We start from the raw sequence: 24,828 nt of genomic DNA, 5'->3' as shown, positions 1-24,828 counted from the left end.
CGCATGACCCCCGGTATCGTCCCCCCGTTCCTGCTCGACCGACTCGCCTCCACCGATGACCCGCGCATGGCACGGGCCGCAGAAGCGGCGAGAAAGACCCTCGCCGTGCCGCGGCCGGCGCGTCCGACGCGGTCGCGCCTGCGGCTGTCGATCGAGGGCGACACCCTCGTGGCCGAGACCGGGCCGGCGCCCGATCGCATCATCTCCGACGCGGCGAACACCGAGAACCTGCCGGGTCGTCGCGTGCGCAGCGAAGACGACGCCCCGTCGGGCGACACCGCGGTCGACGAGGCCTACGACGGTCTCGGCGAGACTTACGACTTCTTCTGGGACGCCTTCGCCCGCGACGGCATCGACGCCGCCGGCGGATCGCTGCTGGCCACCGTGCACTTCGGCGACGACTACGACAACGCGTTCTGGAACGGCGAGCGCATGGTCTTCGGCGACGGCGACGGCGAGGTCTTCGTCGGCTTCACCCGATCGCTCAGCGTCATCGCGCACGAGCTGGGGCACGGCGTCACCGAGGCCTCCGGCGGCCTCGAGTACCAGGGGCAGTCGGGCGCGCTGAACGAGTCGCTGTCCGACGTGTTTGGCGCCCTCGCCGAGCAGCACCACCTGCGTCAGACCGCCGATGAGGCCTCGTGGCTCATCGGCGCGGGCATCTTCGCTGCTGCGGTCCAGGGCGAGGCCCTGCGCTCGATGAAGGCGCCCGGCACCGCCTACGACGACGACGTGCTCGGCAAAGACCCGCAGCCGGGGCACATGCGCGACTACGTCGAGACGACCGACGACAACGGCGGGGTGCACATCAACTCCGGCATCCCGAACAAGGCCTTCTACCTCGCCGCCACTGCCCTCGGCGGGTTCGCGTGGGAGCGTGCCGGTCTCATCTGGTACCGCACGATCACGGCCGGAACGCTGTCGCCCACGGCGGATTTCTCGGCGTTCGCGACGGCCACCCTGTCGGCCGCGGCCAGCGAGTACGGTGAGAAGTCGGAGGAGGTCGCCGCCGTCCGCGCCGCGTGGGCCGGGGTCGGCGTCGAGGAGGATGCCGCAGCCTGACACCGCGAACGACGCCGAGAGCACCGGACGCTTCGTCGTCATCGTCGTGCGCTCCGGTGGTCTCGCGGGCCTGTCGAAGCAGTGGCGGGCCGAGCCCGACCCCGACGGACTCCCCCGCTGGCAGCAGCTGGTCGAAAGCTGCCCCTGGGACGAAGCTCCCGCCGCGTCCCGGGGCGCCGACCGCTACCAGTGGCGTATCGAGGTGCACCACGGCGACACCGCCGTCCATCAGGCGCGCCTCGACGACGGACAGGTGGAGGGACCCTGGCGCACCCTGGTCGACGAGGTGCGGCAGGCCGCTCCCTCGCGCCCCGTCCCTCGTTAGGCGTCGCGCGGACTCGCGCCCCACGCGAGCTCGGGCCCCGGGGCGGGCTCAGGCCCCAGGGCGGGCTCGACCCAGGCGGGCTCGGGCCCCGGGCGGGCGGCATCCGTTCGGCTGCTCACCCGTCGGCATAAACGCTTTCCGTGGTCATAAACGCCGTGAGACAGCGTTTCTCGTCACTCGGAGCGTTTATCGGCGAACCGGACACCCCGAAGCCCCGACCGCGCCCGGCCCCCACGACCACGTCCAGCACCCGCACACGCGTCCCGCACCCGCACACGCGTCCCGCACCCGCACCCGCGCCCCGCGCCCCGCACCCGCACCCGCACCCGCGTCCCGCGCCCCGCACCCGCGTCCGCGCCCCGCACCCGCACCCGCACCCGCGTCCCGCGCCCCGCACCCGCGTCCCGCGCCCCGCACCCGCACCCGCGCCCCGCACCCGCACCCGCGCCCCGCGCCCCGCGCCCCGCACCCGCACCCGCATCCCGCGCCCCCGCGCCCCCGCGCCCCGCACCCGCGTCCCGCACCCGCACCCCGCACCCCGCACCCGCGTCCCGCACCCGCACCCCGCACCCGCACCCCGCACCCGCGCCCCCGCATCCCGCGCCCCACGTCACGGTCCCGCGCCGCGCACCGCGCAGAATCAGCCGAACAGCCGCCGTCGGGGCTTCTTCTTCGACGGGATGCTCTTCTGCAGGTACACGACGCCCAGCCAGCGTCCGAATTTGAAGCCGACGCGCCCCATGCGGCCGACCTCGGTGAAGCCGAGCTTCTCGTGCAGGGCGATCGAGGCGTCGGCGCCCTTGTCGCTGATCGCGGCGACCATCTCGCGGATGCCCAGGTCTTGGCACGCGGCGACGAGAGCTTCGAGCAGGGCGCGTCCGAGGCCCTTGCCCGCGGCCGCCTGGCCCAGGTAGATCGAGTTCTCGACCGTGTAGCGGTACGCCGATTTCGACTGCCACGGCTGCACGAGGGCGTATCCGAGGATCTGACCGCTGGGCGATTGGGCGACGAGGAAGGGCAGCCCCAGCTTGTGGAGGGTCGCGAACTTGTCACGCCACTTCGCGAGCGACCAGGCTTTCTCGTCGAAGGTCACGACCGAGTTGCGCACGTAGTAGTTGTAGATCTCGCGGATGTCGGGGATGTCGGCCTCGGTCGCCGGGCGGATCTCGAACGCGAAAGGCTGCTCCGGCTTCGGCGTCGGACGCAGGTGGGCGGGCAGCCGCCGACGGCTCTTCTCGTACTCCTCTTCCAGCACCCCGCCACTCTACGGGCGTCGCGGTTTCGCGCGTATGACGCGCGCGATCGACGGGCGGCGGCACCCGCCCGCAGGCGGTTCAGGCGGGGATCCGCCAGTCGACGGGGTCGGCGCCCTGCTCCTCGAGCAGCGCGTTCACGCGCGAGAACGGCTTCGAGCCGAAGAACCCCCGGCTCGCCGACAGGGGCGAGGGGTGCGGCGAGGCGACGACCGCGGTGTCGCCGAGGATCGGAGCGAGGCCCTGCGCGTCCTTGCCCCACAGCACCGCCACCAGCGGGGACTCCCGCGCGACGAGACAGCGGATGGCGTGTTCGGTCACCCGTTCCCACCCCCATCCGCGGTGGGATGCCGGGACCCCGGGCGCCACCGTCAGCACCCTGTTGAGCAGCATGACGCCCTGCGCGCCCCACGCCGAGAGGTCGCCGTGCGGCGCCGGAGCGATACCCAGGTCGTCGGAGAGTTCGCGGTAGATGTTCGTCAGGCTGCGTGGGAGCGGCCGCACGTGCGAGTCGACGGCGAACGACAGACCGATCGGGTGGCCCGGGGTCGGGTAGGGATCCTGACCGACGATGAGCACCCGGACCTCGTCGAGCGGCGTACGGAACGCGCGGAGGACGAGATCGCCGGCCGGAAGATAGGGCTTCCCCTCGGCCCGAAGGCGCTCCCCCACCGCGGCGATGTCGTCGGCCACCGGGGTGAGCGCCTCGGCCCACGAGCGGTCGATGAGCTCCGCGTCCGCGAGCTCGGGGAGGGTCATCGCGCTCACGCGGCGTCTTCCTCCTGAACAGAGCCGAGGTGCGACCAGGGGAACTCGATCCACAGCGACGTGTCGCGCCAGGAGTAGTCGGGCGCGATGATCGTCGTCGGCTTGGTGTAGATCACCGCGGAGCGGACGTCGGCGTCGTGTCGCCTCAGCAGCTTCACCGCGAGGTCGAGTGTGCGGCCGCTGTCGGCCACGTCGTCGACGAGCAGCACACGCCGTCCCGACAGGTAGGTCAGATCGAGCGCCGGCGGCAGGACCTCGGGGGCATCGAGCACGGTGCCCACCCCGGTGTAGAACTCCACGTTCAGTGCGCCGCAGTTCTTCGCGCCGAGCCCGTACGCGATCGCTCCCCCCGGGAGCAGACCGCCGCGCGCGATCGCCACGACGACCTCGGGTTCGAACCCGTCGGCCACGATCGCCCGCGAGATGTCGCGCGTGGCGGCCCCGAAGTCATCCCAGCTCAGGCGTTCGCGTTCGTCCGTCACGGCGGACTCCTCTCGTCGACTGCCTTTCACCCTAGGGGCGGCGGCTACGACCGCGAGCCCACCGGGAGGATCATCGAGGTCGTTCCCGGAATGTCGACGAAGCCGATCGCCGCCCAGTGCGCGCGGCCGAGCCACGGGTCGGTCGATTCGTCGGCACCGCACCGTCGCGTCCCCAGCAGCGCGATGGTGTCTCCGTCGAAGACCCGCGCGATGCTGCGCACCAGTTCATGGCTGAGGGCGGTCGCGTTCACATCGTCGTGGACGTCGACGGAGGCGATGACGCAGAGGTTGTCGGTGAAGAGAGACGACTCGTCGAGCATGGAGATCAGTTCGCGATCGGCGAAGGCCGATCCGATCGATGTCAGGTCGGCTTCGGCATCCCCCAGCTGCTCGACCCACCGCGGGTTCGCGTAGTGCACGCGGTACACGATCGCTTCGGCCAGGCGGGGCTTGTCGACGGACGCGTCAGCGAGGGCGGAATGGATGGTCGCACGCCAGACCTCGGGCTCGACGTCGGTGTCGGTGGTGCGAAGCGTGAGCTGGAACGCGGTCGCACCCGATTCGGAAGGTTCTGACATGTGGCCCCCACGGCCTGTCGGAGTGTCGGGAGGCACTCGGCTTTTTCCTGACCATAGCGAAATGCCGTTGTCCACTTCTCATCTTTCGGGCGGAGAATGCGTCGTGGTATGCGGTAGGCCAGGACCGAGTGCCCCGGAAAGACGGGGGCTACGCCGCGGCTTGCGCCAAAATTCGGGCAATCCTCACACAAAGATGAGAAGACGCTAATGTAAATCTCAGAAAGCGACCGCCCCACGGAACGCCCCTTTTCCCCCCCAGGAGCCCGACGCAGTGAGCAGCACCTACATCGAAACCGGCGGACAGGTTCGGGTCTACGACTCCGCCGTCCAGGCTCACGACTCGCTCCCCCTGGGCACCTATCGCGTGCGGTACAGCATCAAGGAGGGGTTCAGCCTCCTGCGCACCGAAGACCTCGGCGTCGGGTCCGAGAAGGTGTACGGCCGCCGAGAGGCGAAGGTCGACAAGATCTTCCGCACGTACGCGCGCTTCGAGCGCAACCTCGGCGTCATGCTCTCGGGCAATAAGGGCCAGGGAAAGTCGATGTTCCTGCGCATGCTGGCCGCGCGCGCCATCGAGAGCGGCATCCCGGTCGTCCTCGTCAGCGAGGACGCGGAGGGGATCGTCGACTTCCTCGACACCCTCGACGAGTGCCTCGTCATCTTCGACGAGTTCGAGAAGACCTTCTCGTCGGGCCGCGGACCGCTCGACGGCCCGAACCGACAGAACCAGTTCCTGACGCTGTTCGACGGGACGTCGTCGGTCAAGCGGATCTACTGCCTCACCGTCAACGACGTGCAGGACGTCAGCCACTACATCGTCAACCGCCCCGGTCGATTCCACTACCACATGCGATTCGACTACCCGAGCCCCGACGACGTCCGCGAATACCTCCTCGATCAGGCTCCGCTCGCCGCCGCCGCCGAGATCGAGAATGCCGCATTGTTCTCACGTCGCGTCAATCTGACCTACGACCACCTGCGCGCGATCGCCTTCGAGATGAATCATCCGGACGCCACGTTCACCGACATCGTCGAAGACCTCAACATCAAGGCGATCGAGCCGAGCACATATCGCGTCGAGGCGACGTATCTCGACGGTTCGATCCTCACGGACGAATCGGTGCTCAACCTCCACGAGCGCAGCGACGTGAGCCGGACGATCGAGCTGCGTAGCACCCACCGGGTGCTGTTCTTCTCGTTCGCGCCTCGCGACGTCGTCTTCGAGGACGACGGCAACATCTCCGTACCCGTCCACAAGATCGAGGCTGTGGACGAGGACGACGAGACCCCGGACGAGCTGCCGACAAGCATCAGCCTCACCCTCATCGGGCAGGCCAGCTACTCGTTCGACCGCTGATCGGTGCGGCCGAGCGTCGTCAGTCGCCGAGGTCGCGAGGGGCGGCGACCCTCTTGTTGACCTCACGGGTCGCCGAGAACTTCAGAACGCTGTAGTCCTCGACGCGCCCGCGACTCTCGGGGTTGTCGCGGATGTTCAGCACGACGTTGTGTCCCTTGTGCGACTGCGCGTAGAACTTGCCGAAGCCGGTCAGCGTGACACGGTTTCCGGCGTTCACGAGATCGAGGATCTCTCCGAAGATCGCCTCGTAGGCCAACTGCGTGACCGTCGGAGACAATCCGGCGCGCTTGGATACGCGCTGGATGAACTCACGCTTGCTCACCTTGGGCTCATCGGTTCTCATGACGGGCATTGCTCACCATCCCCTGCTCTGTGCTCGGTACGAACGTAGGCGTCGCCGTCGCGATGGGCGGAGGGGTTGCCTCGCCCGTCGCGACGCGCACGTCGCCGGAATCGTCCTTCGGGAGACGACCCCGGGGCAGACGGACCGGGGCGATGAAGCCTCGGCCATCGGACGGGCGACGCCACCGCGTTTCGGGTCGCGGGGACGAATCGTCGTTTCTGCTCGTTTTCGCGTCGATACTACTCCGTCCCTCGACGCGGGACCATCGTGTGACGAAGGTGGTGTCCGCGCGCCGGGTCACGCGCCCAGGCGCGCACGGAGGGGGTACGCCGACTCGTCGAAGATGACCTGGGTGCCGGCCCCCGTCCGGGCGTTGACGAGGATGGGGGCGCGCAGGTTGACGAAGACGCCGTCGTCGGCCGGGTTCGCCACGACGAACACCCGCACCTCATCGGGGGATGCCGAGATGGCGGAGAGGGATGCCGTGGCGATCGGCGGATCGTAGGCGAGGCCGCCGCGCGCGGGGTCGAGCACGAAGAGCCGCAGGTCGTCGCTCGTGGAGCGGAGCGCGTACAGGCCGTCGGCGCCGTCGATGGGCTCGAGGCGGAAGGACGTCCGGGGGGCGAGGCCCGGGGGCGACGTCTCGAAGTCGACGTCGATGCCCGCAAGGGGAGGATGGTCCGTCATCTCACGAACTCCAACAGGGTGGTCTGCAGCGTCTTGGCGGTGACCTGCAGGGCGGACTGGTATACGAGCTCGGCCGACTGCAGCTTGATGTAGACCTCGAGGGTGTCGATGTTCTCGACAGCGGCGCGACGCGTCTCGAGGTCGACACTGACGCTCGCGTTGGTGGCCTGGGCGCGCTCGATCTGCGCCTGCTGTGCGCCGGTGACGCCTCGCGCCGTCACCAGCTGCTTCAGGTGGGCGTCGACGTCGGCCAGGCGTGCCCCGACGTCGACGCCCGCCCGCAGGTCGGCGGCGATGCCCTGCAGCGTCGCGAAGACGCTGGCGTCTCCGGCACCGAACGCGTCCGCACCGTCGACGTCGACGCGCACCTTCTCGTTGTCGGAGACACGACGTTCGACGGACGATCCGGCGACCCCGGTGAAGGCGAAGGTCGCGGGGTCGAAGGCTCTGCCGCTGTCGCCGGTGCCGGCGAACACCGTGCGACCGAGCACCGTGGTGTTGGCGTGCGAGAGGATCTCGCGGCTCACACTGTCGAGTTCCGCGGCGATCGAGTCGCGCGCAGCGGGGCTGAGCGCCCCGGAGTTGGCGCCCTGCGCCGTGAGGTCGCGCGCCCTGTTGAGCAGGTCGATGCTCGCACCGAGAGCCGTGTCGGCCGTGGTCACCCACGTGAGCGCGTCGCTGATGTTGCGGGAGAACTGCGACGCTCGAGCCTGCTCCCCGTGCACACCGAGGATGGCGGCCGCGGCCGTCGGGTCGTCGCTGGGCGCGCGGAGGGCCCGCTGCGAGGTCGCCTGATCCTGCAGGCGCGCGCGGTCGGCCAGCCCCGCCTGCAGCGTGCGCAGCGCCTGCTGGGTGACGGTGCTGCTGGTGATGCGTCCGATCACGGTGTCTCCGGGGTCAGCGGCCGACGAGGCCGACGCGGTTGATGAGGGTGTCGAGGGCTTCGTCGACGGCGGTGAGCACACGCGCCGCAGCCTGGTAGGCCGTCTGATACGTCAGGAGGGTGATCGTCTCTTCGTCTCCGTCGACCGAAGCGTGCGACTGCTGCCCGGCGATGGCGGCGATCGCCCCGCGGTCAGCGGTGTCGGCGCGCTGGACGTCGCCGGCGACGGTCACGCCGAAAGAGGTCACGAAGCTCGTCCACTGCGTGCTGGGGCCCGTGGCGGAGGTGGCCAACCCGGCGATGCGGTCCGCGATCGAGGTGTCGAGCGCTCCGCTGTCGGGCGCCGCCAGGGCGAGCTGGTCGAGGGAGGTCGGGAGGACCGTCAGCCCGAGGGCGGCCGGGCCGGTCGCGGACAGCGCGAAGAAGTCTCCCCCGGCGGTTCCCGTCGCGGTCCGGCCCCCACGGTGCAGGTCGTTGACCGCCCGCGCGAGCGTCTCGGCCGTCGCGTTATAGGCCTCGGCCGCTCTCGCGAGGGTGCCGCCGTCGGATGCGGGCGCGAGCACGCCGATCGCCCCGCCCAGGGAGCCACCCGTGACCGCCACGGGCACATCGGGGCGATCCGCCCACGCCAGGCTGATGCGCCCGCCGTCCGCGAGCGTGCGGGGTCCCGCGATGGCGATGGTGCGGCTCGTGTCGGCGCTGACCAGGGCGTTGCCGTCCACCCGGAGGGTGAGGGTACCGTCGTCCTCGAGTCGCCCGGTCGCACCGATCATGGTGGACAGCTGCTGGGCGAGCAGGTTGCGCTGGTCCACGAGTTCGTTGGCGGAGCGTCCGGACTGCAGGGCGGAGCGGACCTGCCCGTTGAGCGTCGCGATCTGACCCGCGGTCACGTTCACGACGTCGACGTCTCGATCCACCTGACCGCGCAGGTCGGACCACTGCCCGACCACGGCGTCGTACCCCGCGGCGATCTGCCCGACGAGCACGCGGGCGTTGGTCAGCACCACCTGCGCCGCCGCGGGCTTGGGGGTGTTCGCGAGGTCGGACCATCCCGACCAGAAGCGGTTCAGGTTCGCCGCCAGACCGTCGATGGTCGGCTCCGCCATCGATGCCTCGACCTTCTGCGCCGCAGAGGCCCGCGCGGACCAGAATCCGGATGCCGACAGCGCATCCCGGACGCGGGCGTCGAGGACCTCGTCGCCGAGGCGCGCGATGCCCTGGACCGACACCCCACCGCCGACGGAGAAGCCCGTCGCCCACAGGCCGGCCGTGCCGGCCGCCGTCAGGGAGGTCTGTTCGAGCCGCTGGCGGGTGTAGCCCGGTGTGGTCTCGTTCGCGATGTTCTGTCCGGTCACGGTCATGCCGGCGCGAGCGGCGGCGAGGCCGGACGCGGCCACCTGGAGTCCTGCGAAGGTAGACATCTCTTACACCCGCACGTCGAGCAGGCGGGACCCGGCATCGGCGACGCGGGAACCGCTCGCGGCGTACTCCCCCGTCGGCTCGCCGAGGCCGGTGATGGTCTCCTGCGTGACTCGGAGGGCCGTTCGCAGGTGCTGGTTGACCGAGCCCTTCTTCTCCGCGATCTCGGCCGCGAGGGCGGACAGGGCCTTGTGATGCGAGCCCAGGACTTCGCGCCACGCGTCGGTGGGAGCGACGTCGATGAGCTCCCGCAGGGCCGTCGCCTCGGGGGCTCCCCATTCGGCGGCGACATCGAAGAAGAGCGCGTCGCGCTCGATGGTCGCCGACGTGAGGGCCTTGGCCACGCGATCGACCTCCACGGTGGCGTGGTGCACCCACCGGGTCCGCCCCGTCGACAGGAGCATCTCGAGCTCCTCGAGCTTGAAGAGCATGAGCTCGAGCACCTCGCGCTGACGCAGCAGATGCATGCTCAGGTCGGTAGCGGACACGTGAGTCACCTCGTTCGGGTCGAGTCGTGTGACGGATGCGCCCACCACGGGACCGACTATCGCGACACGGCGTCGCGCGGGTAACCCCTGCGTCGGCGGATCAGGCGCGGGTCCCCCCGCGCAGGGCGTCGAGCACGGCGCTCTCGGCGGCCGCGGATCGCGACGCCTGGACGGCATCCTGATTCTCGTTCGTGACGGCCACGACGATCTCGCTGCGGTGGATACGGGTGTCGCGGGGAGCGTCGATACCGATGCGCACACCGGTCGCGGTCACCCCGAGGACCGTCACCGTCACATCGTCGCCGATCACGATGCTTTCACCCGGGCGTCGCGTGAGTACGAGCATGTGCGTGTGGCCGCCTTCCGTGGCTGGTGCGCCGTCGGCGCCGTCCTGGGCCAGACTACCTTTTCTTCTCGGTTACGAGCGTTCCCTGCGCTCAGGACGAGGGAAGCGCGACCTGTTCGGGACGGACCACGCCCACGACGTCGGTGGCGAACCCCCCGGCCGCGGCTTCGTCGTACGACAGGATCGGCATCGCGCCCACCTGCCCCGCCAGCAGGGCGCGCACCCCCTGCCGCAGGGTGGGGGCGCACACGAGCACCGGCTCGCCGCCCACGGGATCGACGTCGGCGATCGCCCGACGGACGCCCTCCATCACCTGCATCGTCTGATCGGCGGTGAGCACGATCTGCGACCGCCCCTCGACGTGCCGGAGTCCTTCGAGCATCTGCTGTTCCCAGAGCGTGTCGAACATCACCACGCGCAGGCGCCCGTCGTGGGCGAACCGCGCGGAGATCGCCGGACCGAGAGCCGCGCGCGCCGCCTCCACCAGGGCGGGGACCTCGGTCGTCGATTTGGCCCGCAGAGCCAGCGCCTCGTAGATGCGACCGAGGTCGTTGATCGAGACGCGCTCGGCGAGGAGGCTCGCGAGCACGCGCTGGATGAGGGCGAGGGGAAGCAGGGTCGGCGTCAGCTCGTCCACGACGCTCGGCTGCGTCTGCTTCAGGTGATCCGTGAGCTGGCGCACGTCCTCGAGCGAGAGCAGACGGTGGGCCTGGGCGTGCACGGTGTCGGACAGGTGCGTGATGATGACGCTGGCCCGGTCGATGACGGTGGCCCCCGCCATGTCGGCGGCGTGCGACATCTCCGTGGGCACCCACTTGCCCTCGAGACCGAAGACGGGGTCGATGACGGCGGACCCCGGCAGATGCTCGAGCCCTGTTCCGATCGCGAGCACGTGCCCGCGCGGGACGATGCCCCGCCCGACCTCGACGCCCGCGACGAGGATCGCGTAGGTCTCGGCCGGAAGCTCGATGTTGTCGCGCGTGCGCACCGGAGGCATGAGGGTGCCGAGTTCCAGCGCGACCTTGCGCCGGAGCGATTTCACGCGGGTGAGCAGATCCCCCGCCCCGCCCGCGGCGAGGTCGACGATGTCGGGCGAGAGCGAGATCTCGAGCGCGTGGACCCTCATGGTGTCCATCAGGTCGTCGGGCCCCTCGGTGGCGGCGGCCTCGGCGACCACCCGCGCCTCGGCATCGGCGGCGTCGGCGGCCGCGCGGTCGGTGTTCGCCTTCACCCGCGAGGCGGCGAAGAGCAGTCCCGCCCCGATCGCGGCGAAGGCGAGGAACGGCATCCCGGGGATCAGCCCCATGCCGATCGCGGCCATCGCGGTGATGAGCAGGGCGGTGCGCGACTGCATGAGCTGTCGCCCGGCCGCCCGGCCGAGCTCGGCCTCGGCGTTCTCGCGCGTGACGATCATGCCCGTGGACACCGCCATCAGCAGCGCGGGGATCTGCGTCACCAGTCCGTCGCCGATGGTGAGGATGCTGTAGGTCTCGAGAGCCTCGTCGATCGCCATGCCGTGCATGGTCATGCCGATGATGATGCCGCCGACGAAGTTGATGACGAGGATGACGATGCCGGCGATCGCATCGCCCTTGACGAACTTGCTGGCACCGTCCATCGCGCCGTAGAAGTCGGCCTCGGACGCGACCTCCGCGCGGCGGGCCCGGGCCTGCTCGTCGGTGATGAGCCCGGCGTTCAGGTCGGCGTCGATGGCCATCTGCTTGCCCGGCATGGCGTCGAGGGTGAAGCGCGCGCCCACCTCGGCGACGCGCTCGGCGCCCTTGGTGACGACGACGAACTGGATCACGGCGAGGATCAGGAAGATGACGAAGCCGATCACGAGCGACCCGCTGATCGTGATCTGGCCGAACGCCTGGATCACCTGACCGGCGTGCGCCTCGCTGAGCACGAGGCGGGTCGAGGCGACGTTCAACCCGAGGCGGAACAGCGTCGCGACCAGCAGCAGGCTCGGGAAGACCGAGAAGTCCAAGGGCTTCTTCACGAACATCGCCGTGAGCAGGATGAGCAGCGCGAAGGCGATGTTCGTCACGATGAGCACGTCGAGCAGCCCCACGGGGATGGGGACGATGAGCAGCAGGATGATGCCCACCACCCCGACGGGGACGGCGCCCTTCGACAACAACTGACCGATCATGCGGTGCGCTTCTTTCGTGTCATGGTCTTCTCGGCTCTCACAGTCCCCGCCCGGTCAGGGCGGCCGGGGGCATCTCGAACGTCCCCGAGCGCGAGCCCCTCTTGTGCAGGTGCTGCACGAACGCCAGCACCTGCGCGACGGCGGTGTACAGGTCCTCGGGGATCTCGCGCCCGAGCTCGACGCCCGCGTGCAGCGCGCGGGCGAGGGGGATGTCGCGCACGATGGGGACCTGTGCCTCCTCGGCGCGCTCGCGGATCTTCTGAGCGATGACGCCGGCCCCCTTGGCCACGACCCGGGGGGCCGAGGTGCCCGGTTCGTAACGCAGGGCGACGGCGATGTGGGTGGGGTTCACGAGGACGACGTCGCTGTCGGCCACCGCGGCGATCATGCGGTTGCGGCTGACCGCGAGCTGGCGGGCGCGGCGCTGCGAGCGGATGAGCGGATCGCCCTCGGTCTTCTTGTGCTCGTCGCGCGCTTCCTGTTTGGTCATGCGGGTGTGCTTGCGGTTGCGCGAGATCACGACGAAGACGTCGATCGCCGCGAGCAGCAGGCCCACCACGACAGCGACCTGCAGCAGCGTCGCGACGGCCTGGCCGGCCACCTCGAGCAGCCACGCGATGCGGTGCCGCCCGCTGCCCATGAGGACCGGCACGAGACCGGCGACCACGCTCCACAGCGCCACGCCGATCGCCGCCGTCTTCAGGAGCGCCTTGACGCCCTCCCACAGCGCCGCAGCCCCCACGGTCCGCTTGAGGCCCGCGACGAGGTCGAACTGCTCCACCCGCACGGGCACGCCGCGCAGGTGGACCCCGCCCTGGGCGATCGCGGTGACCATGACGGCCAGGAGCACGACGATGAGCATCGGCAGGAGCACCTGCCCCACCGAGGCGATGGCCGAGCCGAGTCCCTCGACGGCCGCGCCCACCGTGGGGTCCTTCGCCACGGCCCCGACCCGCAACGTCTGCTCGGTGAGCACGGCCGACGCCGATGACAGCGTCGCCGGCATCATGACGGCGGCGGCGCCGATGCCGACCCACGCAGTGAAATCCTGGCTGCGACCGATCCGCCCCTTCGCGATCGCCTTCCTCAGCCGTTCCGGAGTCGCTTTCTCGGTGCGCTCCCCGGCATCCGTTCCGCTCATCGGGTCACCCCGATCACCAGGCGGGCGGCGTCATCGGCGATCGCGGACACGATCCCCGGCAGCGCAGCGTAGACGAACCCCACCAGAACGAAGGTGAGGGCGATCTTGATGGGGAAACCGAGGGCGAAGGCGTTCAAGGCGGGGGCCACGCGAGAGACGAGACCGAGACCGACATCGGCGAGGAAGAGCACGATCAGCAGGGGCCCGGCGATCTGCACCGCGCTCAGGAGCATCTGCCCGACCGCGGACGTCAGGACCTCGGCGGGACGCGAGAGGTCCACCGTCCCCGCGACCGAGACCGCGTCGAACGAGCGGAACAGTCCGCCCAGGACCAGCTGATAGGCGTCGGACGCGAACAACAGCAGGATCGCCGTCATCTGGAACAAGCGGGTGAACTGGGCGCCGTTGACGTTCATCCCCGGATCGAACGCCTGGGCGAGCTGGAACCCGCCGAACGTGTCGACGAGGAACCCGGCGCCCTGAACGGCGCTGAACAGCACCAGGACCAGGAACCCCAGGAGCGCCCCGACGAGGATCTGCCCCGCCGCCGCGAGGAGGAAGCCCCCCGCATCCAGCCGCTCGTACCCCGCGACCACCACCGGCGACACCGCCAGGCCGAGCCCGACCCCGAGCATGCCGCGCACCCGCATCGGGATGGAGCCGTGACTGAACGGCGGGGCGATCACGAGGAACGCCGTGATGCGCACGATGGCCAGAGCCGTCGCCTCCAGCCACGTGAAGTCGATGGGGATGTTCATCCGCCACCGTTCAGCAACGACGGCAGACGCTGGAAGAGTTCGTGCGTGAAGGCGACCGTCTCGGCGATCATCCAGTTGCCGCACACCATCAGCGCGATGCCCACCGCGAGCAGCTTCGGCACGAACGACATCGTCATCTCCTGCACCTGCGTGATCGACTGCAGCAGCGAGATGGCGAAACCGACCACGAGGGCGGTGATGAGCAGGGGCGCGCTGAGCTTCGCGGCGAGCATCAGGGCGCTCGCCCCGATGTCCATGACCGCTTCGGGATTCACGTGCCGCCCCGATAAGACTGCACGAGCGAGGTGATGACGAGACCCCACCCGTCCACCAGGAGGAACAGCAGAATCTTGAAGGGCAGCGAGATCATGACCGGCGGCAGCATCATCATGCCCATCGACATCAACGCGCTCGAGACGACGAGGTCGATGACGAGGAACGGGATGAACACGATGAACCCGATCACGAACGCCGCCCGCAGCTCGCTCAGCATGAAGGCCGGGATCAGGGTGTACAGCGGGATCGCCTCGGGACTGTCGGGGTTCGCCATCTGCGCGGCGCGATGCATCAGGGCGATGTCCTCCTCGCGCGTGAACTGCAGCATCCACGTGCGAAGCGGGGCCTGCGCGGCGTCGAACGCCTGACCGAAGTCGATCTGTCCCGCGGTGAAGGGCGCGACGGCGAGGTGGTTGATCTCGGTCAGCACGGGCCACATGATGAACAGCGTCAAGAAGAGGCTGAGTCCCGCCAGGACCTGGTTCGGGGGGATCGAGGGCAGCGACAGCGCGTTCCGCGTCAGCGCGAGCACCACGAAGATCTTCGTGAAGCTCGTCATCATCAGCAGCAGGGCCGGGGCGACGCTGAGCACGGTGATGCCCAGAAGCGTCGTGATGCTGTCGGACGGCGTTGCATTGATGCCGTTGATGCTGACCCCGCCCGATCCTCCGGACTCCCCCGTGGCGGCGAGAGCCGCACCTCCCGCGACGACGTCGACGACGGCGAGCACCGCGAGAACGCCGAGCAGACCCAGGATGCCGGTCCCCCAGCGGCCGCGACGGGACTGTCGACGCCGCCCGGCGGGGCGGGGCGCGGGGCGCGACGCGGGAACGGGCAAGACGGCACTCCGTGCGTGGGTGACGAGGCCGATCCGTAGCCAGGGGGTCGAGCGATCCGTGCTCGCCACCGACTATCGCGACGGCGCCCCCGCGCGGTAACCGCTCAGGCCGCGTGGGCCCCGGATCTCTCGCCCTCGCTCGGGGTGCCGGCATCCGTCAACGTCAGGACGTTCTCGCCGCGCTCGGCGGAGTCCTCCTCGGCGAGCTCGATCGGCGCCTCCTGGGTGTCGACGACGTCGATGCCCTTCTCGCTCACGCCCAGCACGTACCGGATGCCGCCGAACTCGGCGACGACGAGCTGCGCGCGGCCCCCGAGCCCGGTGCGCGCGAGCACCGTGATCTTCTCGCTCCGCACCCGGGACGGCGTGGCCGCCCCGGTGCGGGCCGCGAAGCCCGCGAGGGGCGCAGGCGCCGCCCCAGACCCTTCGGCACCAGCGACGAGAAAGGGCTGTCACCCGCCGCCTGCCCCTTCTGCACCCGCTTCGCGAGGAAGAGCAGCAGCCCGACCACCGCGGCGAGCGAGACGACCGTCCGCGCGGCCAGGAGCAGATCATCCACGGTCAGTCGTTCCCGGCCTGATCGATGATGCGCTCCACGCGCACCGCGAAATCGCCGTCCGCGACGACGACCGTGCCGTGCCCGATAAGACGACCGTTCAGCGTGATGTCGGCCGGCGACCCTGCGGCGCGGTCCAGCTCGACGACGTGGCCGGGCTCGAGGCTCAGCACGTCGCGCACGGGGAGCCGGGTGCGGCCGATCTCGACCACCAGTTCCATCTCCACCCCCGCGATCCGGCTGAGCCGAACCGGGCCGGCCGTCGAGGCGGCGGCGCGGGCGTCGTCGATGCGGATCGCCGCGCGGGCGACGGTGGTGCCGTCCTCGCGGACGAGGTCGAACACCTGAGCTCCGGCCTCGGTGAATACGCTCGCGGCATCCACCTCCTCCCCCTCGCCGAGCGTGCCCGCTCCGAGCACGGCCACGGCGGCCTGGAAGGCGGGGTGCAGGCGGTCCGACAGCTCTTCACCGCTCGACCCGTCGTCGAGGCCCGCGGGATCGGCGATCTGCACGGCGATGCTGGCCCCCGGGGCGCCGCTGAAGGCGACGGCGACGGCCCGCCCGGTCGCTCCCGGGTCGGTGGACGGCATCGGCAGCACGGGGAAGCCGAAGGGGAGCTTCGCCGCGATCGCGGCGGCCATGGCGGCGGCGTGGAAGGTGCTCATCGGGTGGTCTCCTCGAGGATGGTGGTGATCGTGCAGGCGAGTCGCGAGCCCTGGGCACCGGGGACGGCGCGCGCGATCGGGGTGTCGCCGACGATGAGGTCGAAGGGTTTGGTCTCGGGATGGGCGAAGCGCAGCAGGTCGCCCGGGGCGAGGTTCAGGACCTCCCCCGCCGCGATGACCCGCGGTGCGATGCGCAGCGACACCTCGAGCGGAGCACCGAGGACCTGGTCGACGGTCGCGCCCGCGCGGTGGGCCGAGGCCGCGTCGCGCTCGCTCTCGGCGAGCTGATCGACGACCACGGCGGCCGGCAGCATCACGGTCGCGGTCGAGCGAGCCTCGCCCATCCGCATCGCGAACCGCGCGACGATGACCGCCTCGCCGGGCGAGATGACCTGGAGGTACTGCGGGTTGTCGTGCAGGCCCGCGTAGGTCAGAGGGCTCGGCAGCAGCATCCCCAGGCTCGTGGTCAGCAATTCGAACGTGCGGTCCATCAGCTGGCGGATCAGCGCGGACTCGATGGGGGTCAGCGTGCGCGGTTCGATCGGGGCGGTGCTCCTGCCCCCGAGCATCTGCACCACCCACGTCAGCGCCACGCCCAGATCGAACTGCACGACACCCGGCTCCTCGCGTCCCGCGGTCGCCCCGGTGACCATCGCGGTCGTCGACGGGAGGGTGTCGGCGTACTCCTGGTACGACATCAGCTCGACGCCCTCGAGCGTCAAGTGGGTGCGCATGCGCACCTTGCCGGTGAGCTGCGACGCCCACTGCCGCGCGAACGCCTCGAACGCCGCCTCGAGCCGGCGGCGATGCTCGCGTCCGAGCTGGGCCGGGCGGGTGAAGTCGTAGTCGGGGTAGCGGCGCAGGGGGTCGTCGCGGACGGCGGCCGTCATGGCGGGCTCCTTCGAGGTCGGGGACACGAGGCGTCAGCCCCGCGGAGCGGTCTGGACGAGACCGGGGATGAGGGCACGCACCTTCTCTTCCTCGGTGGACTGCACGACGATGTCGACGCGGCGGTTCGCGGCGAGATCCTCGGCGGTGTCCCCCTCGACGAGCGGACGCTGATCGGAGTAGCCGACGGCCTGCACGCGGGAGCCGGTGATGCCCTCGTGCTCGACGAGGAAGCGGGCGACCTTGGTGGCGCGTCCGCTGCTGAGCTCCCAGTTGCTCTCGTACGGCGCGACGGCTGCTCGGTGGTCGGCGTGCCCTTCGATGCTGAGGGGGTTGCCGGCGGGGGCGAGCACGTCGCCGATGGCGTCGAGGACGGCGTCCGCCTTCGCCGAGAGGTCGGTGCGATTGTCGGTGAAGAAGGTCTCGGCGCCGACGAGGCCGACCTTCAGTCCCCGCTCGTCGATGACGAAGTCGACCGTGTCGGCCAGGCCCTGGGCGGCCAGCACGGAGGTGATCTGCGCCTTCATCTGCTCGAGGGTGTCCACCTCGCGGGCGGCCCGCATCGCGACGTCCTCGACGCCGTCCTCGACGAGGAGTTCCGGCGGGATCACCAGCCCCTCGGTGAAATCGCCGCCGCCCTCGGTCTGGGATTGCCCGAAGGCTTCGGCGAGACCGTTCTTGAGCTGCTCGTACTTGGTGTCGTCGACGATCGACACCGCGTACAGCACGATGAACAGGCACATCAGCACGGTCACCATGTCGGAGTACGACACCGCCCAGCGCTCGTCGGGCTCGTCGTGGTCGTCCTCGTCATGCCTCCGGGTGCGCGCACGGCGGCTGGTGCTCACTCGGCATCCCCCGTCGCGGCGGCCTTCTCGGGCCGGGACTCCTTCTTCTTCCTGGGCTTGTAGGTGGTGAGGGCCAGCAGCCGCTCCTCGACGAGACGCGGGGCCCCACCGGCCTGGATGGCGAGGATGCCCTCGCACACGAGCGTCATGCGCTCCTGCTCGACGGCGGCCATGCGGTTCAGTCGCCCCGCGATGGGGTTCCAGATGAAGTTGGCCGAGAGCAGGCCCCAGAGCGTCGCGACGAACGCCGCCGCGATCATGTGGCCGAGCTCGTCGGGTTTGTTGAGGTTCTCGAGCACGTGCGTGAGCGAGACGACCGTTCCGACGATGCCGATGGTGGGGGCGTACCCGCCAAGGGCCGAGAAGAAGCGGGCGGCCACGCGATTGCGCGCGGATTCGGCGACGATCTCGTCGTCCATTAGCGTCCGCAGGTCTTCGGCGTCGACGCCGTCTGCGACCGCCTGCAGCGCGCGGCGCGTGTAATCGTCGGGGGCGGAGTCGAGCTCGTCCTCGAGGCGCAGCAACCCCTCGGTCCGCGCCTTCTCGGCGTACGCGACGAGGATCGGGATGACGGCGGCGGGCGCGGATCGGGGACCGCGCACCATCCGGCCGAGCGAGCCGAACGCCGCGATGGCGTCGCGCAGGGTGTGGCTGGCGATACCGACGCCGATGGTCGAGCCGAGCACGAGGATCATCGGCGCCGGCAGCAGGAGCGCGCTCAGGTGGGCGCCCTCCATCGTGATCATGGCGTACAGCGCGCCGAAGGCCACCACGACCCCGACGACGAAAGCGATGTCCACGTCAGAGCTCCGAGCGTGCCGAGAGGGCGGATGCCGCGGCGAGGACGCGCGCGCGGTAGGCGACGATGAGATCGACGAGGTCGTCGAGGCTTTCCTCGACGTTGTACACGCGACCGTCGACCATGTGCAGGGTCGTGTCGGGCGACTCGTGCACCCGCTCGATCAGATCCGGGTTCACCGCGAATCGCGTGTGGTCGAGACGGGTGAGGGTGATCATCGAGGGGTCTCCGGTCGATGGGTGAGGGGACGCCCCCGACTATCGCGACGCGGCCCACCGCGGGTAACTCGGGTGGGCCGTGTCGTCGGGCGCCGTGCGGTCAGCGCTTGAGGTTGGTGAGTTCCTGCAGCACTTCGTCGCTCGTCGTGATGATGCGGGCGCTCGCCTGGAAGCCGCGCTGGGCGACGATGAGGTTGGTGAACTCCTGCGACAGGTCGACGTTGCTCATCTCGAGCGAGCCCGAGACGAGCTTGCCGAAGCCGGCCTGTCCGGCCTCGCCGATCTGGGCGCCGCCGCTGTTGACGGTGGCGCGGAAGGCCGTGCCCCCGACCTTCTCGAGACCCTCCGCATTGGCGAAGGTGACCATCGCGACCTTCGCCAGGGTCTCGGTGCGGCCGTTCGAGAAGGTTCCGACGATCGAGCCGTCCCCGGTGATGGAGTACGACTGCAGGGTGCCGGCGGCGGCACCGTCCTGCGAGGTGATCGCGACCGTGCTCATGTCGGCGAAGCCGGTGACCGTGGAGAGGTCGACCTCGATGTCGCCGGCGTTCAGGGTGAGCCCCGTGGGCTGGCGGCCGTCGACGAACGCGAGAGTGCCGGTCGCGCCGCTCGCGGGCTCGGCGACGTCCCACCCCGTCGCGGTGCGGGTGAAGGTGAGGCTGAGCGAGGTGGTGGCCCCCTGGGCGTCGTGCACCGCGATGTCGCGGACGATCTTGTCGCCCACGGCGGCGGACGAGGGGAGGTTGCCCGTCACCGTCGCCGCTGTCGTCTCGCGGGCCGGCGAGACCGCCCCCTGCGGCAGCGAGATGTTGCCCGCCGCCTGCCCGGTGGCCACGACACCGTTCTGGGCGGTCCATCCCTGCACGAACGACCCGTCGGCGGTGACCATGTTGCCGGCGCCGTCGAAGCCGAAGCCTCCGGCCCGCGTGTAGAGGGTCTCCCCGCCCGAGCGCACCGCGAAGAAGCCGTCGCCCTGGATCATCAGGTCGCCCCCGCGGCCGGTGGTCTGCGCCGCGCCCTGACTGAAGTTGGTGCGGATGCCGGCGACCTGCACGCCGAGCCCGACCTGGGCGGGGTTGCGACCGCCGGTGTCGGCGCCGGGGATCGCGGCCCCGCCGACCGCCTGCGAGAGCGTGTCCTGGAAGAGCACCGACGCGCCCTTGAAGCCGGCGGTGTTGACGTTGGCGATGTTGTTGCCCGTGGCGTCGAGCATGGTCTGGTGCGCGCGGAGTCCGGAGATGCCGGACGAGAGGGAACGGAGCATGGAGGTCTCTTTCGTGGGGGTGGTCAGGCGGACGTGCGGGTGGGTGCGGTGGCGAGGGAGGTGATCTCATCGAGAGCGACGGTCGCGTCGCCGATGGTGACCTGCGGGATCGGGCCGTCGAAGCTCACCGTGGTCACGATCCCCGTGACGGCGGCACCCTTGGCGTCGAGGTAGCCGGCCTGCTGGCCGATGAGGGTCGAGGCGGCCTGGCGCATGTCGAGGGCGAAGGCCTCGGTGGAGGTGCGGCTCATCGCCGTGAGCTGCTCCATCATGGCCAGTTGAGTGGTCTGCGAGATCATCTGGTTGGTGTCCATCGGGGTGGATGGGTCCTGGTTCGTCAGCTGGGTGACGAGGAGCTTCATGAACACCTCGCTGTCGAGGGCCTTCTTCGGCGCGCTCGCGGCCGCCGTGGCGGTCGCGGTGTTCGCCGGGATCGGGGCGGGTGCGCCGGCGATGGGGGTGACGGGCATGCGGGGGTCCTCTCAGACGACGATGTCGAGCCCGCCGCCGGTCAGGGCGACGGAGGGCGCGGACAGGGGACGGGTGCTCGCGCGGGCGGGTGCGGACGACCCGGCGGCGTCGGGTCGGGGCTCGCGTCCGCGCCCGGGCTGATCGGCGAGGGAGCCGCCGCCACCGGGGGCGCCGCGGTCCCCCGCGCCGGTGTCGGCGATGGGGCCGGATCCGACGCTCAGGTGGGCGTGCGGCATGACGCTCGCGAGGTCGCGGCGCAGGTCGGCGATCATGACGCGGAGCGCGTCTCGGCCGGCCTCGGTCGCTCCGGCGAGGTCGATGCGCACCTCTCCCCCCGCGCCGATGTGGGCGCGGACCGTCACGGGCCCGGTGGAGTCGGGACTGACCGTGAGGGTGATCTGGTGGACGCCCGGGGCGCGCTGAGCGATGTGCACGACGGCGGGCGCGACCTGCGCGGCGATCGAGCGCTGTGCCACCGTTGCGGCGGCGGCTTCGACCGGAGGGGACGGTGCGAGGGGGACGGATGCCGGCACGGGGGCCGCCGCGGCGACCCCGGTCGTGGCGACGGCCGGCGGAGTCGACGGCGCATGTTCCGTCGGCTGCGAAGCGGGGGCGACCGCGGCGAAGAGGGCGGCCCCGGCCGGGGACGTATCGTCCGGGCCGGAAGCGGCGGGTGTTCTCGAGGCCGCGGCGGGGGCCTCGGGAACGGCCGGGACGGTGGCGGGCGCGGGCTCCGGAGCGGAGATCACGGGGGCCGTGCCCGGGGTCGGTGCGGGAGCGGCCGGGGCCCCACCCGTCGGCGAGGCGACGGGGGCCGCCCCGGCCGCAGCGGGGCGAACCGATGCGGGAGCGACGGCCGCGGCGGCGCGATCGGCCGCGCGCTCGTCGAGGGGAGGCAGAAGCGACGGGGCGTCGTCGTGGGCTCCGGGCGTCGGACCGACGCTCGCCAGGACGGCGGTCGCGGTCACCGGGCTCGGCGGCGCATCCGCCGCGGTGGGGCTCAGCGGCGCACCGGCCGCGGCCCCCAGGGCGACCGTCTCCCCCGCCGTGCCGGCCCAGGCCGTCTCCGGCGGGGAAGTGAGCGCCAGAGCGTCCGGCGCGTCGGCCGCGGCTCGCGGTTCCCCGCTCCCCGGCGCCGTCCGCGACATCGGGAAGCGCATCAGCGTCATCGCCACGGGCGCGGGGGTCCCGGCATCCGGTCCCTCCGACGAGGACTCGTCACCGGGGGCCGGATCGTCCCCGCCCGAGCCGGACGCCTCAGCGGAGAGCCCCGCCACGGCGATCCGGCCGCTCCCGGAGCTCGGCGCGGCGGCGGGATCGCCGTCACCCGCGGCCAGCGCACGAGCGGCGTCCGAGAGCGCGTCGCCGAAACGCCCGCCGGTCGCCGGGTCCCCCGTCGCACGCGTCGCCCGCGTCGGCGCACTGGTGGTCGCCACGGCGAGCAGGGGAACGCTCACGCCGCACTCCCCTCATCGCGCGCGGCGCGGACCACGGCCATCTCGTCGAGGGCGCTCTGCTCGGCCCGGCGTTCCCGCGCGAGCTCGCTCTCGAGGTGCGCGTCCTCGAGTCGCTCGAGCCCCTTGAGCTCACGACGCGCCTCCACGTGCGCGGCCGAAGCGGCCTCCGCGGCATCCCGGCGCAGGCGGGCCAGCGTCCGCAGGTCGGCGAGCGCCGCCTGCCCCGACGAGCGCGCGGCGGCCAGGGCGAGAAGGGTCGCGGCGTCGTCGATCGCGGTGGTGATCTCGCTCAGGCTCGACACCGCCTGCTCGACCGCCGTCTCCGCGGCGGCGGCCTCGGAACGGGCGAGGGACGACGACTCGGCGGCGGCGCGCTCCTGGACCCCGCGCACACGCAGCAGGCCGGAAAGGGGGAACGTCATCACAGTCCTCCGAAAGTGGTCGTCAGGGCGGCCAAGCGCCGCCAGGAGTCGTCGGCCGCGGTCAGATCGTCCATCCGCTGGGTGAGGAACCCGTCGATCGCGCCCCGGTGCGCGAGAGCGGCGTCGACGAGGGGGTTCGCCCCCGCCTTGTACGCCCCGATGTCGATGAGGTCGTCGGCCTGTCGACGGGCGGCGAGCACGCGCCGCAGGACGATCGCGGTCTCGCGCTGCTCGGGCGTCGTCACCTTCGAGACGACGCGCGACACCGAGCCCAGCACGTCGATCGCGGGGAAATGCCCGCGTACGGCGAGAGCCCGGTCGAGCACCACATGCCCGTCCAGGATGCCGCGCGCGGCGTCGGCGACGGGTTCGTTGTGGTCGTCGCCGTCGACGAGCACCGTGTACAAGCCGGTGATCGATCCGACGCTGCCGGTGCCCGCGCGCTCCAGCAGCCCCGCCAGGACCGAGAAGGTCGAGGGCGGATACCCGCGGGTCGCGGGCGGCTCCCCCGCCGACAATCCGATCTCGCGCTGCGCCATCGCGACACGGGTGAGCGAGTCCATCATCAGCACCACGTCGAGGCCGTCGTCGCGGAACTGCTCCGCGATGCGGGTCGCGACGAACGCCGAGCGAAGACGCGCCATCGCCGGCTGATCCGACGTGGCCACCACGACCACCGCGCGAGCGAGGCCCTCGGGCCCGAGATCGTCCTCGAGGAACTCGCGGACCTCGCGTCCGCGCTCCCCCACGAGGGCGATCACGGTCGCGTCGGCGGTCGAGCCGCGCGCGATCATCGACATGAGCGACGACTTGCCGACGCCCGAACCCGCGAACAGCCCGAGGCGCTGCCCCACACCGACGGGGGTCATCGTGTCGAGCGCACGGACTCCCAGCCCGAGCTGCCGATCGATGCGCTGCCGCCCGATGACACTGGGAGCCGAGTTGGCCAGCGAGACGAGGGAGGCGTCGACGAGCGGACCGCGGCCGTCGATGGGACGGCCGAGGCCGTCCAGGACGCGCCCCAGCAGTGCGCGTCCGGTCGGCACCCTCAGCGCCGCGCCCGAGTGACGCACGGGAGCACCCACGCGGATGCCCGACATCGACCCCATGGGCATGCAGCGCACGGCATCGCCGTCGACGGCCACCACCTCGGCGTCGATCTCCTGAGCGCCCGAGGTCTCGATGCGCACGCGATCGCCGACGGCGGCGGGAACCCCGAGCGCCTCGATGCCGAGGCCCACCACGGCCTTCACGACGCCGGAGCGCTGCAGCCGCGTCGCGGCGAGCGCGCGCTCCCAGCGGCTGCGCGGGGCGCTCACGGCGATGCCTCGGCGTTCTCGTCGATCGAGAGGGCCTCGCGCGCGCGCTCCAGCGCGGCGGCGATGCGTGTGTCGACCCTTCCGTGCGCGATCCGCACGACCGCTCCCCCGGGGTCGACGTCCGCACCCACCTCGACCTCGACGCCCTCCGGGAGGGACGGGTCCGTGACCGTGCGGAGGGTGCGCAGGTCGCGCTCGTTGAGGTGCACGCGCACCCAAGCCGACCGGGGTGTCTGCGCCGCGGCCCGGCGCACGGCGTGCACGGCCGAGCGGGCGGCATCCGACATCTCCGCACCGAGGATCTCGGCGGCCATCTCGACCGCGAGCTCCTCGATGCGTCGCAGATCGGATGCCACGATCGCGCCGATCCCGTCCTCGAGACGGGCCCGCGCGTCGCCCAGCGCCGACAGCGCCGCCCGGTGGGCATCCTGCGCGGCGGCCTCGCGCGCGGCGAATCGCTCATCCGCCTCGAGACGCTCGCGTTCGAGCTCGGCCCGCGCGTCGCGCCGGCCCTCGGCGAAGCCGTCGGCGTAGCCCCGCGCACGCGCCCTGTCGGCGACGGTCCGGGCGTCGGTTCGCACCTCGCCCACGCGCGGCAGCACCAGCGGCGTGAAGACGGACTCGGACACGGCGGTCACCCTGCGGTTGTGGCGAAGCCGATCCGTGGCCAAGTCGACGAGCGATCCGTGCTCTTCCCGGACTATCGCGACGCGACGGCGTCGCGGTAACCGACCGCCACCGGGGAGGACGATCGGGGTACCG

At 71.3% G+C, this 24,828-nt stretch carries 29 protein-coding genes and 1 pseudogene; 3 read left to right on the top strand and 27 right to left on the bottom strand.

The annotated features are described in order from the left end of the window. Positions 1-3: 3 nt before the first annotated feature. Together OVA26_RS06835 and OVA26_RS06830 are read left to right on the top strand one after the other, a co-directional pair. A complete protein-coding gene (locus OVA26_RS06835; protein WP_268103549.1) occupies positions 4-1,062 on the top strand; it encodes a M4 family metallopeptidase in 1,059 nt (352 codons plus the stop codon). After that, positions 1,049-1,387 (top strand): protealysin inhibitor emfourin, encoded by a 339-nt coding sequence (locus OVA26_RS06830; RefSeq protein ID WP_268103548.1) that lies wholly within the window; start codon positions 1,049-1,051, stop codon positions 1,385-1,387. The genes OVA26_RS06835 and OVA26_RS06830 overlap by 14 nt, the downstream gene beginning before the upstream one ends. Before the next feature lie 640 nt (positions 1,388-2,027). On the opposite strand, the gene OVA26_RS06825 is transcribed toward OVA26_RS06830, so the two are convergent. From OVA26_RS06825 to OVA26_RS06810, 4 genes are all read right to left on the bottom strand, one after another. Then, positions 2,028-2,642: a GNAT family N-acetyltransferase gene (locus OVA26_RS06825; protein WP_268103547.1), complete on the bottom strand. Its 615-nt coding sequence runs from the start codon at positions 2,640-2,642 to the stop codon at positions 2,028-2,030. Positions 2,643-2,721: 79 nt separating this feature from the next. After that, the gene (locus tag OVA26_RS06820) at positions 2,722-3,399 is read right to left on the bottom strand and encodes a uracil-DNA glycosylase (protein WP_268104891.1); all 678 of its coding nucleotides are present in this window, start codon (positions 3,397-3,399) and stop codon (positions 2,722-2,724) included. Between the two features lie 5 nt (positions 3,400-3,404). After that, positions 3,405-3,890 carry a phosphoribosyltransferase gene (locus tag OVA26_RS06815; RefSeq protein ID WP_268103546.1) on the bottom strand — a complete coding sequence of 162 codons (486 nt, stop codon included), beginning with the start codon at positions 3,888-3,890 and terminating at the stop codon, positions 3,405-3,407. Positions 3,891-3,934: 44 nt separating this feature from the next. Beyond that, on the bottom strand, positions 3,935-4,468 hold the full coding sequence (locus OVA26_RS06810; RefSeq protein ID WP_268103545.1) for a hypothetical protein: 534 nt from the start codon (positions 4,466-4,468) through the stop codon (positions 3,935-3,937). A gap of 271 nt (positions 4,469-4,739) precedes the next feature. Between OVA26_RS06810 and OVA26_RS06805 the strand changes: the two genes are divergently transcribed. After that, a complete protein-coding gene (locus OVA26_RS06805) occupies positions 4,740-5,825 on the top strand; it encodes an AAA family ATPase (protein ID WP_268103544.1) in 1,086 nt (361 codons plus the stop codon). Between the two features lie 19 nt (positions 5,826-5,844). On the opposite strand, the gene OVA26_RS06800 is transcribed toward OVA26_RS06805, so the two are convergent. The 23 genes and pseudogenes from OVA26_RS06800 to OVA26_RS06690 all read right to left on the bottom strand — a co-directional run bounded on the left by OVA26_RS06800 (position 5,845) and on the right by OVA26_RS06690 (position 24,695). After that, entirely contained in the window at positions 5,845-6,147 is a 303-nt protein-coding gene (locus OVA26_RS06800) for an HU family DNA-binding protein (protein WP_218128153.1), read from the bottom strand. 318 nt (positions 6,148-6,465) lie between these two features. Beyond that, a complete protein-coding gene (gene fliW / locus OVA26_RS06795) occupies positions 6,466-6,855 on the bottom strand; it encodes a flagellar assembly protein FliW (protein ID WP_268103543.1) in 390 nt (129 codons plus the stop codon). After that, positions 6,852-7,739: a flagellar hook-associated protein FlgL gene (gene flgL / locus OVA26_RS06790; RefSeq protein ID WP_268103542.1), complete on the bottom strand. Its 888-nt coding sequence runs from the start codon at positions 7,737-7,739 to the stop codon at positions 6,852-6,854. Before flgL ends, fliW begins: the two co-directional genes overlap by 4 nt. Positions 7,740-7,752: 13 nt before the next feature. Beyond that, on the bottom strand, positions 7,753-9,159 hold the full coding sequence (gene flgK, locus OVA26_RS06785) for a flagellar hook-associated protein FlgK (RefSeq protein WP_268103541.1): 1,407 nt from the start codon (positions 9,157-9,159) through the stop codon (positions 7,753-7,755). A gap of 3 nt (positions 9,160-9,162) precedes the next feature. Then, positions 9,163-9,645, bottom strand: a complete 483-nt coding sequence (gene flgN, locus OVA26_RS06780; protein WP_268103540.1) for a flagellar export chaperone FlgN — start codon at positions 9,643-9,645, stop codon at positions 9,163-9,165. A gap of 100 nt (positions 9,646-9,745) precedes the next feature. Further along, positions 9,746-9,991, bottom strand: a complete 246-nt coding sequence (gene csrA, locus OVA26_RS06775) for a carbon storage regulator CsrA (protein ID WP_056227013.1) — start codon at positions 9,989-9,991, stop codon at positions 9,746-9,748. A gap of 91 nt (positions 9,992-10,082) precedes the next feature. Next, positions 10,083-12,146 (bottom strand): flagellar biosynthesis protein FlhA, encoded by a 2,064-nt coding sequence (locus tag OVA26_RS06770; RefSeq protein WP_268103539.1) that lies wholly within the window; start codon positions 12,144-12,146, stop codon positions 10,083-10,085. Between the two features lie 37 nt (positions 12,147-12,183). Beyond that, positions 12,184-13,287, bottom strand: coding sequence for an EscU/YscU/HrcU family type III secretion system export apparatus switch protein (locus tag OVA26_RS06765; protein ID WP_268103538.1), 1,104 nt, complete (start codon positions 13,285-13,287; stop codon positions 12,184-12,186). Then, a complete protein-coding gene (locus OVA26_RS06760; RefSeq protein ID WP_268103537.1) occupies positions 13,284-14,045 on the bottom strand; it encodes a flagellar biosynthetic protein FliR in 762 nt (253 codons plus the stop codon). The genes OVA26_RS06765 and OVA26_RS06760 overlap by 4 nt, the downstream gene beginning before the upstream one ends. Continuing rightward, positions 14,042-14,320 (bottom strand): flagellar biosynthesis protein FliQ, encoded by a 279-nt coding sequence (gene fliQ, locus OVA26_RS06755; RefSeq protein WP_056227004.1) that lies wholly within the window; start codon positions 14,318-14,320, stop codon positions 14,042-14,044. The genes OVA26_RS06760 and fliQ overlap by 4 nt, the downstream gene beginning before the upstream one ends. Next, positions 14,317-15,078: a flagellar type III secretion system pore protein FliP gene (fliP, locus tag OVA26_RS06750; protein WP_268104890.1), complete on the bottom strand. Its 762-nt coding sequence runs from the start codon at positions 15,076-15,078 to the stop codon at positions 14,317-14,319. Before fliP ends, fliQ begins: the two co-directional genes overlap by 4 nt. Positions 15,079-15,263: 185 nt before the next feature. After that, positions 15,264-15,530: pseudogene (locus OVA26_RS06745) on the bottom strand (flagellar biosynthetic protein FliO); the annotation flags it as partial. 190 nt (positions 15,531-15,720) lie between these two features. Beyond that, entirely contained in the window at positions 15,721-16,380 is a 660-nt protein-coding gene (locus OVA26_RS06740; protein WP_268103536.1) for a FliM/FliN family flagellar motor switch protein, read from the bottom strand. Beyond that, entirely contained in the window at positions 16,377-17,270 is an 894-nt protein-coding gene (locus tag OVA26_RS06735) for a flagellar motor switch protein FliM (protein WP_144782206.1), read from the bottom strand. The genes OVA26_RS06740 and OVA26_RS06735 overlap by 4 nt, the downstream gene beginning before the upstream one ends. Before the next feature lie 33 nt (positions 17,271-17,303). Continuing rightward, complete coding sequence (locus OVA26_RS06730) at positions 17,304-18,116, bottom strand: OmpA/MotB family protein (RefSeq protein ID WP_268103534.1); 813 nt, start codon at positions 18,114-18,116, stop codon at positions 17,304-17,306. After that, positions 18,113-18,916, bottom strand: coding sequence for a motility protein A (locus OVA26_RS06725; protein WP_268103533.1), 804 nt, complete (start codon positions 18,914-18,916; stop codon positions 18,113-18,115). The genes OVA26_RS06730 and OVA26_RS06725 overlap by 4 nt, the downstream gene beginning before the upstream one ends. A gap of 1 nt (position 18,917) precedes the next feature. Continuing rightward, positions 18,918-19,133, bottom strand: coding sequence for a flagellar FlbD family protein (locus OVA26_RS06720; protein WP_056226993.1), 216 nt, complete (start codon positions 19,131-19,133; stop codon positions 18,918-18,920). Between the two features lie 100 nt (positions 19,134-19,233). Continuing rightward, positions 19,234-20,397 (bottom strand): flagellar hook protein FlgE, encoded by a 1,164-nt coding sequence (locus OVA26_RS06715; protein ID WP_268103532.1) that lies wholly within the window; start codon positions 20,395-20,397, stop codon positions 19,234-19,236. A 23-nt stretch (positions 20,398-20,420) separates the two neighbouring features. Next, on the bottom strand, positions 20,421-20,867 hold the full coding sequence (locus OVA26_RS06710; RefSeq protein ID WP_056226989.1) for a flagellar hook capping FlgD N-terminal domain-containing protein: 447 nt from the start codon (positions 20,865-20,867) through the stop codon (positions 20,421-20,423). A 12-nt stretch (positions 20,868-20,879) separates the two neighbouring features. Then, on the bottom strand, positions 20,880-22,325 hold the full coding sequence (locus OVA26_RS06705) for a hypothetical protein (RefSeq protein ID WP_268103531.1): 1,446 nt from the start codon (positions 22,323-22,325) through the stop codon (positions 20,880-20,882). Next, entirely contained in the window at positions 22,322-22,747 is a 426-nt protein-coding gene (locus OVA26_RS06700) for a flagellar FliJ family protein (RefSeq protein WP_074694141.1), read from the bottom strand. The genes OVA26_RS06705 and OVA26_RS06700 overlap by 4 nt, the downstream gene beginning before the upstream one ends. Then, on the bottom strand, positions 22,747-24,066 hold the full coding sequence (locus OVA26_RS06695) for a FliI/YscN family ATPase (protein WP_268103530.1): 1,320 nt from the start codon (positions 24,064-24,066) through the stop codon (positions 22,747-22,749). Before OVA26_RS06695 ends, OVA26_RS06700 begins: the two co-directional genes overlap by 1 nt. Beyond that, positions 24,063-24,695 (bottom strand): FliH/SctL family protein, encoded by a 633-nt coding sequence (locus tag OVA26_RS06690; protein ID WP_268103529.1) that lies wholly within the window; start codon positions 24,693-24,695, stop codon positions 24,063-24,065. Before OVA26_RS06690 ends, OVA26_RS06695 begins: the two co-directional genes overlap by 4 nt. Positions 24,696-24,828: the final 133 nt, after the last annotated feature.

Source organism: Microbacterium sp. SL62, assembly GCF_026672635.1.
In the GTDB taxonomy this organism is placed as follows: domain Bacteria; phylum Actinomycetota; class Actinomycetes; order Actinomycetales; family Microbacteriaceae; genus Microbacterium; species Microbacterium testaceum_A.
The sequence above is the reverse complement of the archived record's forward strand: the minus strand, read 5'-3'. Positions and strand labels throughout refer to the sequence as shown.

Bases quoted from the DNA above. Each gene is read 5' to 3' on its own strand.
- OVA26_RS06835 (WP_268103549.1), top strand. From the start codon at position 4: ATGACCCCCGGTATCGTCCCCCCGTTCCTGCTCGACCGACTCGCCTCC.
- OVA26_RS06830 (WP_268103548.1), top strand. From the start codon at position 1,049: ATGCCGCAGCCTGACACCGCGAACGACGCCGAGAGCACCGGACGCTTC.
- OVA26_RS06820 (WP_268104891.1), bottom strand. From the start codon at position 3,399: ATGACCCTCCCCGAGCTCGCGGACGCGGAGCTCATCGACCGCTCGTGG.
- OVA26_RS06810 (WP_268103545.1), bottom strand. From the start codon at position 4,468: ATGTCAGAACCTTCCGAATCGGGTGCGACCGCGTTCCAGCTCACGCTT.
- fliW (WP_268103543.1), bottom strand. From the start codon at position 6,855: ATGACGGACCATCCTCCCCTTGCGGGCATCGACGTCGACTTCGAGACG.
- flgK (WP_268103541.1), bottom strand. From the start codon at position 9,159: ATGTCTACCTTCGCAGGACTCCAGGTGGCCGCGTCCGGCCTCGCCGCC.
- csrA (WP_056227013.1), bottom strand. From the start codon at position 9,991: ATGCTCGTACTCACGCGACGCCCGGGTGAAAGCATCGTGATCGGCGAC.
- OVA26_RS06770 (WP_268103539.1), bottom strand. From the start codon at position 12,146: ATGATCGGTCAGTTGTTGTCGAAGGGCGCCGTCCCCGTCGGGGTGGTG.
- OVA26_RS06765 (WP_268103538.1), bottom strand. From the start codon at position 13,287: ATGAGCGGAACGGATGCCGGGGAGCGCACCGAGAAAGCGACTCCGGAA.
- OVA26_RS06760 (WP_268103537.1), bottom strand. From the start codon at position 14,045: ATGAACATCCCCATCGACTTCACGTGGCTGGAGGCGACGGCTCTGGCC.
- OVA26_RS06740 (WP_268103536.1), bottom strand. From the start codon at position 16,380: ATGAGCACCTTCCACGCCGCCGCCATGGCCGCCGCGATCGCGGCGAAG.
- OVA26_RS06735 (WP_144782206.1), bottom strand. From the start codon at position 17,270: ATGACGGCCGCCGTCCGCGACGACCCCCTGCGCCGCTACCCCGACTAC.
- OVA26_RS06720 (WP_056226993.1), bottom strand. From the start codon at position 19,133: ATGATCACCCTCACCCGTCTCGACCACACGCGATTCGCGGTGAACCCG.
- OVA26_RS06715 (WP_268103532.1), bottom strand. From the start codon at position 20,397: ATGCTCCGTTCCCTCTCGTCCGGCATCTCCGGACTCCGCGCGCACCAG.
- OVA26_RS06710 (WP_056226989.1), bottom strand. From the start codon at position 20,867: ATGCCCGTCACCCCCATCGCCGGCGCACCCGCCCCGATCCCGGCGAAC.
- OVA26_RS06700 (WP_074694141.1), bottom strand. From the start codon at position 22,747: ATGACGTTCCCCCTTTCCGGCCTGCTGCGTGTGCGCGGGGTCCAGGAG.